General features: G+C 67.6%; 7 protein-coding genes and 1 pseudogene. 7 read left to right on the forward strand and 1 reads right to left on the reverse strand.

Annotation, left to right across the window (positions count from 1 at the left end):
* The 3 genes from H0X00_RS20115 to H0X00_RS20125 form a co-directional block, all read left to right on the forward strand.
* Positions 1-345, forward strand: a 345-nt coding sequence (locus H0X00_RS20115) for an SEC-C metal-binding domain-containing protein (RefSeq protein WP_293774264.1), incomplete at its 5' end; no start/stop codon positions are given.
* 308 nt (positions 346-653) lie between these two features.
* Positions 654-1,964 (forward strand): hypothetical protein, encoded by a 1,311-nt coding sequence (locus H0X00_RS20120; RefSeq protein ID WP_293774265.1) that lies wholly within the window; start codon positions 654-656, stop codon positions 1,962-1,964.
* 188 nt (positions 1,965-2,152) lie between these two features.
* Positions 2,153-2,608, forward strand: a complete 456-nt coding sequence (locus tag H0X00_RS20125; protein WP_293774267.1) for a hypothetical protein — start codon at positions 2,153-2,155, stop codon at positions 2,606-2,608.
* A gap of 32 nt (positions 2,609-2,640) precedes the next feature.
* On the opposite strand, the gene H0X00_RS20130 is transcribed toward H0X00_RS20125, so the two are convergent.
* The gene (locus H0X00_RS20130; RefSeq protein ID WP_293774268.1) at positions 2,641-3,030 is read right to left on the reverse strand and encodes a Fic family protein; all 390 of its coding nucleotides are present in this window, start codon (positions 3,028-3,030) and stop codon (positions 2,641-2,643) included.
* Positions 3,031-3,102: 72 nt separating this feature from the next.
* Here H0X00_RS20130 and H0X00_RS20135 point away from each other — a divergent pair.
* From H0X00_RS20135 to H0X00_RS20145, 4 genes and pseudogenes are all read left to right on the forward strand, one after another.
* Positions 3,103-4,205, forward strand: a pseudogene (locus tag H0X00_RS20135) (IS3 family transposase); the annotation flags it as partial.
* Between the two features lie 12 nt (positions 4,206-4,217).
* Complete coding sequence (locus H0X00_RS23960; RefSeq protein ID WP_367186708.1) at positions 4,218-4,991, forward strand: hypothetical protein; 774 nt, start codon at positions 4,218-4,220, stop codon at positions 4,989-4,991.
* Entirely contained in the window at positions 4,988-5,743 is a 756-nt protein-coding gene (locus H0X00_RS20140) for a M23 family metallopeptidase (RefSeq protein ID WP_293774270.1), read from the forward strand. Before H0X00_RS23960 ends, H0X00_RS20140 begins: the two co-directional genes overlap by 4 nt.
* A gap of 224 nt (positions 5,744-5,967) precedes the next feature.
* Positions 5,968-6,297 carry a hypothetical protein gene (locus tag H0X00_RS20145; RefSeq protein ID WP_293774271.1) on the forward strand — a complete coding sequence of 110 codons (330 nt, stop codon included), beginning with the start codon at positions 5,968-5,970 and terminating at the stop codon, positions 6,295-6,297.
* Positions 6,298-6,826: the final 529 nt, after the last annotated feature.

The raw sequence follows: 6,826 nt of genomic DNA on the forward strand, positions 1-6,826 counted from the left end.
GCGCTGCGCCGCTGGCCGCAGCTCGCGGCCGACGGCGGCCCGGCCGCCGGCCAGGACGGCCCGCGGACCCACCGCGCCTACTGCCGGGCCATGGAAGAACAGTTGGCGCGCTACGCCGGCGTCGGCAGCGAGTTGGTCGTCGTGCCGCTGCGCATTGACGCGTACCTCGCCTGGTGTGCCGACCACGGACGCGACGCCGGGGCCTCCGACGCCCGCGCCGGCTACGCCGCGGACCGGGCCCGGCTCGGGGGCGACGAGCGGATCGCCTGGCCGCCCGGGCGCAAGCACGAGTGCTGGTGTGGATCGGGCCGCCGGTACAAGCGGTGTTGCGGGTCGGACCGGTGAGCGAGCCCGGGACACCGAGGCAAGGAACGCCGAGCCGGCGCGCGCATCGGAGGTCTCGTGACAGCCGAGAGCTTCCCGCTGCCGGTGTGCAGGGCCGCCGACGCGGGCGCCGCAGAAGGTGGGCCCCTGGCCCGCCAACGCATCCGCGTCCGCACCGCGGGCGCGAGAAGGCGCGGTTCCGGCGCTAACGAAATGCTGAGAATCCCTGCATCCCGGACATTCGGTTGATAGCGTCCTCCCGCGTTCGACGGGGGGTCGGGCGCGTCTGATCCGGGGGGATCCGTATGTACGTTCGTTGCCGCGCGCTGGTGTCCGCTGTCGTTGCCGTCTCCGTCGCCCTCGCCGTTCCCGGCCTGGCCGCCGCAGAGTCGGTTGGGTCGAGTGCTCTGACCGGGTTCGCGCTGAGCCGCTTCCCGGACTTCGCCGCCCTCCCGGACAGTCGCCTGCTCGGCGTGCCGGTGATGCTGCGCGGGACCCTCACCGAGCCCACCGGCGAACCCTTGAGCCGAGCGCAGGTTCTCGTCTCGGCCTGGCCTGCGCCCGACGTGATCGCCGCGCTGCCTCAGGGCGGTCAGTTCGACCTCGTCCCCATCGCCCGCACGGTCGCCGACAACACCGGCCGCTACGAACTGCGGTCACTGCTCACGCCGGTCCTGGCCGCGCTGACCGGGCAGGACGGCCTGGACATCCAAGTCGACATCTTCCACGGGGATCGGCACTACGAGTACCTGTCGCAGGTGCGCATGGACGGCCGGGCCTGGGTGCGCGACGCGGTGAACGGCGTGGACGGTCAGGTGGCCGCTCTCGTCAAAGGCCCCGCCGGGAACCTGCTCGACCTCGCGTTCGACCCGGCCAAGGCGGAGCGCCTGAACGTCTCTGCGCCGGGGGTGTCCACGTGGCCACCGCCCATCCGGGAGGGTGAACCGCCGTTGACCAAGCGGGACAGGCCCATCCCGGGTGGCGCGTCCTGCTCGCGATCCACGAAGATCAACGAACATCCGCTGACCGCCATGACGACGGTCGCGACGGCGATCGTCAGCAACGGCGCGACGGTCCGCATCACCTACACCGACGGAGCCAAGACCGTGACCAGCACCGGGGTCAGCATCGACAGCGGCCTCACCTTCGGTGTCAGTGGGTCGCGGGAGCGGTCGTCGAATTTCACCGCAGACTTCCGGGACTGGCGGGCGAAGCGCAGCCAGTCGATCGCCCGGGACTTCCGGGTGGAGGTCGAGCACGACGTCTCCCGCCAGGTATGCGTGGCGAATGCCAACTGGAACCGGTACTACGTCCGGTACCTGACGTCACCCCGCGGTCTGAGCGGCGGTGGCGATGACATCCGGTCGCGGCGTCCCGGCTTCGGCTGTGACGACGACCTGCGACGGGCAGACGCCGTGTTGGACGGAGTCAAGACGGAGAATGCGAAGGCCGCGGTCTACACCGCAGCGTTCGGGTTTGCACCGGTAGCCGGCGCGAGCTTCAGCGGCAATGCGCAGAGTGGCTACAGCGAAGCAGTGGAGGTCGCCTACGCGTTCCCTCGCACCGTCCGTGGCGCGTGGTGCGGCCACACCGGAAAGCCGTTGCACCCCGGCCAACGGCTGCACGGTTACGTGTCGTGATCCCTTCCGGCCAGGTCTGGCGGACTACCGCGGCGCGTCGCGTCGTCGCTTCGATCGGGGCCGCGTTGCTTGCGCTGACTGCTGGCTGCGGTGGTGGCTCCGATTCGTCTGCGTTGGAGCCGACCCGGCCGCACACCACCCTCATTGGGCCGCGCATCACAGAGAAGGATCCGAGCTTCCACCAGACCGTGGACCTCGACCATCCCGGGGCGGAGATCCGGGTATTGGAAGTCACCGCGCTGACCTCGCCCAACGTGGTCTACCTGGGCGCGGTGGCGATCTGGCCACGTGACCTGAGGTCAGGCAGCCTTGGCACCGGACCAAAGTTTCCGCCGCCCCGCATCCGCGGGCACCACGCCGTGGACCAGGTCATCCCCGCAGCGGAGACCGCGTTGGTGCCGAAGGGCTGGGACGAGCCGGCGCCGGTGTCGATCGCGTTCGGGTTTCGACTGGACGGGAAGGAACCTGGCGCAGTCAACGGCCTGCGGATCGTGTACGAGGTCGACGGCGAGCGGAAGGTGGAGCTCTATCGGATCGCGATCATTGCCTGCGCGCCGCCCAAGGGGTGTCGCGGAGCGCGACAGATGGACGATCCCGAGTTCACTGACAACGTCTTGCGCAGATACGGGTTGCTGCCGACGTAGAGGCTGGACCGCTGCACAGTGCGCGGGAAGGTCTACGGCAAGGTGAGGCGGACCCCGGCCTTCTCGGCTTCCCGGGCATCGCGGAGTGCGTGGGTGCGCGCGAGATCTGTCTCGGCACATGCGCGGGTGCTCCAGTCCGTTCGTGCGGTCCACCGTCGTGCGAAGTCGAGCACCGCAATCAAGCTCGCATCACCCGCACTGTGCGTAGCTGCGCGCAGTCTGGCGAGGTAGTTCTCCCGGTACACCGTCGGGATCACGATCCGCACCTGACCAGCCGTCACCAGCTCGGCATTCATGAAGATCCGCGCAATGCTTCCGTTGCCGTCGGTGAAGGGGTGGACCTCGCTGATCAGGAACATCAGGAAGACCGCGCGGGCGAAGGGGTCGATCAGGTCACCGGCCGCCTCGAACCCGCGAAGCAACGTTCGGGTCTGCCCCCGACACGGTTGACTCCTTGCCTGTGAGGATGCGTCCTCACCGGGAGGATGATCATCATGCCCAAGCCCTTCCCGATCGAGTTCCGGAACGATGTCGTCGCGGTGGCCCGCAAGGGCGAGGCCTCGCTGTCCCAGATCGCCAAGGACTTCGGAATCTCCGAGTCCTGCCTGCATCGCTGGCTCAAGCTCGATGACATCGAGACCGGGGCCCGCCCGGGTGTGACCGCGGCGGACTCGGCCGAGCTGCGGGAGCTGAAGAAGCGCAACAAGCTGCTGGAGCAGGAGAATGAAATCCTGCGCCGGGCGGCGGCGTTCTTCGCTCGTGAGTCGCTCCCAAAATGATGTACCCGCTGGTCCTTGACCTCGCCGCGGCCGGTATCGCCGTCGCGGTGACCTGCCGGGTGCTGGGCTTCTCCAAGCAGGCCTTCTATGCCTGGCGTGCGAACCCGGTCACCGACCGGGAATGGTCCGATGCGCATCTGATCGAGGCTGCCAAGGAGATCCACCACGACGACCCAACCTTCGGGTACCGGTTCATCGCCGACGAGCTGCCGGCCAAGGGCATCAGCGCCGGGGAGAACCGGGTCGCACGGTTGTGCTCGCAGGAGCGGATTGTCTCGCTGCACGCGAAGAAGCGGGGCCTGAACCGCCGGCCCGGGCCGCCGGTGCACGATGACCTGATCAACCGTCAGTTCACCGCAGACCGGCCCGGCGAGGCCTGGCTGACCGACATCACCGAGCACCCCACCGGCGAAGGCAAGCTGTACCTGTGCGCGATCCGCGACGTCTGCTCGGGGCGGATCGTGGGCTACTCGATGGATGCCCGGATGACCGCCTCCCTGGCCGTCTCGGCACTGAACAACGCGATCGGCCTGCGGGCCCCGGCCGGGACCATCGTCCACTCCGACAGGGGCAGCCAGTTCCGCTCGAACGCCTTCGTGCGCACCCTCAAGAACCATGGCCTGCACGGGTCCATGGGCCGGGTCGGCGCGTGCGGGGACAATGCAGCCATGGAGTCGTTCTTCTCCCTGCTGCAGAAGAACGTCCTGGACCGCCAGCGCTGGGAAACCCGCGAAGCACTGCGCCTGGCGATCATCACCTGGATCGAACGCACCTACCACCGTCGACGGCGCCAGCGGAAGTTGGGCAGACTGACCCCGGCCACTGGAACGGTGTCCGCGCTCGACCGTGAGTTGGACCGGGGTTTGAACACCCAACGCGGCGTGATTCAGACCGACGCCGCGGTCAACCCCGGAAACTCCGGCGGGCCTCTGCTTGGCCTCGACGGCAGGGCCGTCGGACTCGTGTTCAGTAAGCAAATGGATGTTGAATCCACTGCGTTCGCCGTAGCAGCTGACGCCGCCCGGGCAGATGTCGAGGGGTGGATCGCACGACCGCAGGAGTTGCCCCTCGACACCTGCGACGGCAGCAGCGCAACCGCTGCCGCTCCGACACGTTCGTTGGCGAAATTTGGCGGAGCGAACTACGTCAGCGTCCAGGAGGCGGAGGCCACCTGTGTCGCCCCGCCCTCCCAAGACAACAGCGGAAGACTGGTCGGCTATTTCCCGGACTACCTGATCGATGGCGACCCGGCGACCGCTTGGCGCTGCGCCGGCTCCGCGGAGGGCGAGCAGATCAGGCTGTCGTACCCGTACCAGGTGCGCGTCGAGGCCGTGGGGATGATCCCTGGGTACGCCAAGCGTGATCCGGCCGATGGCGAGGACCGATACCCGCAGAACCGGCGGATGGCGCTGGCGCGATGGACCTTCGACGATGGGACGTCGGTGACCCAGCGGCTGGACATCGATCCCAGCAACCGGACCTTCCAGGCGATGGCGGTTCCGGGAGTCACCACGCGCTCGGTCGTCCTGACGATCCTCCGCACCTCGGCGCCCGGAAGTCGCGACTTCGCCGCGATCAGCGAGCTGGGGGTTTACGGGTTATGAAGCGCGCGCTGATTCTCGGCGCGGTTCTCGCGGCACTGGCGGGATGTTCCGGCGGAGCAGCCGAAGAACGCATCGATCCAGATCCGCCATTGAGCGCTCAGGGAACGATCGATGCGTTCCCGTCCTCCACCGCGCGCCCGAGTCCCACCGTCGTGCCGCCCCCCAAGCGGACGGCGACGCCCTTAGGAAAGGCCATCCGCCCCAGCGCCTCGCCGTTATCCGCGGCGCTCGTGACTGTGTTTCCGATCGCCGGCTGCAAGGCAAGCTACGGCAGGACTCATCACGACTACCCGGCCAGCGACATCTTTGCCGACGAAGGCTGCTCGGTGGTCTCGGTGACCAGCGGCCTAGTCGACGAGGTGAGCCGGCGGGACACCTGGTCGTCAAAGGAGAACGACGGCGCGACGAGGGGTGGGTTATCCGTCTCAGTCGTGGGCCAGGACGGCGTTCGTTACTACTACTCACATTTGTCTGTCATCGCTGCGGGCATCGAGCCCGGGCGGTCCGTCATCTCCGGTCAGCAACTCGGAGAGGTGGGTAAGACGGGCAGCGCCCGCAGCACCAGCCCTCATCTGCACTTCGGGTTGTCCTGGCCGACGCCAATGGGCGCATGGTGGATCCGGCGAGGCATGCTGGCGCCCGCGCCGTACTTGGACGCGTGGCGATCCGGCCGGTACCGATCGCCGGCGAACGAGATCGAGAGCCTGCGTAAGAAGCTCGGCGACTCGGCCAAATGCGAGGCGGCCTGCTGACCCGGCTGGGTCAACAAAGTGTCAGTGGCTCGGGTCACCCCTCGAAGCACGGCAGGCAGAACAGCTGGCGGGGGACTTCAGCCAATGACAAAGCCGTTCCGTCGATGACAATCAGCCGAATGTCGCGGCGCCGCCGCGGCGCCCAAATCCGTCCAACCGGATCGCAGCGGCAGTGCTGATCGTCGGTGTTCTCATGCCCTGGGTGTCAGTCTTCTTCCTGAAGGTTGAGCGGCACGGACGTTGAGCACGGCCTGCCCTTCTACGCGGCTCTCGCGGGCCTCGCGGTCGTGCTGTTCGGGATGCGCATTCCGCAGCTTTGGCGCATCCCGCAGACCTGGGCCTACCGCGTCCTGGCTGTCGGGCTGCCGTTGTACGTCGCCGGCGAAGCTGCATGGGTTATCTACAAGGCGAACACCGACAAGCCCGAGGCCAACGAATTTTTCGATGTCAGCATCAATCTGCAGCCTGGGGTCTTCCTGACGCTGGTCGCGGCGGTCACCTGCATCGTGCTAACCGTGGTCACAGCTCGGCGGGAGCGAGCAGAGGTTCAGTAAGCAGCTCAAGAACGCGGCTCGTCTCGTCGATCGAGGCGGGCCGCTTTGTCTCTGCCGGAGTCCCCTGTCCCGGCTGACGACTGAAGGAGTCGGGCGACGATCGGTCTCGGACTCACGGGCTTTCGTCGATCTTTGCGGCGTGGCCGTACCCGTTCACCTGACGCGGCGACTCCCTCCGCCGGGGCGAAACTGTCAGACCCAGTCCGTACGTTCAGGGCATCAGGGCATGCGGGTGGTGGGGAGCTACTCGGGTGCCAACAGAGCAACCACCGACCCTGGGGGGTCTTTCCCAATGAGCACTACCAACTCCGACATGTCCGGCCTGCAGCAGGCCACCTTTGTTCAGCCCGTCGTCGTCACGAACATGACGGGGCGTCAGGGCCCGGCGATCACCAGCCTGGTGCTAGTGGTCCGTCTGCGAATTGATCTGGTTGAGGACCTCACGCCCGCGACGGACCTTGGCGATGATCTCCTCCGCGGTCGCCTTCCAGATGAAGGGCTTCGGGTCGGTGTTCCAGTGCTCGGCCCA

The organism is Sporichthya sp. (assembly GCF_013815995.1).
Taxonomy (GTDB): Bacteria; Actinomycetota; Actinomycetes; order Sporichthyales; family Sporichthyaceae; genus Sporichthya.

What these genes read in the sequence shown, in the direction of transcription:
- H0X00_RS20140 (WP_293774270.1), top strand. Translation starts at nt 4,988, where the DNA reads ATGAAGCGCGCGCTGATTCTCGGCGCGGTTCTCGCGGCACTGGCGGGA.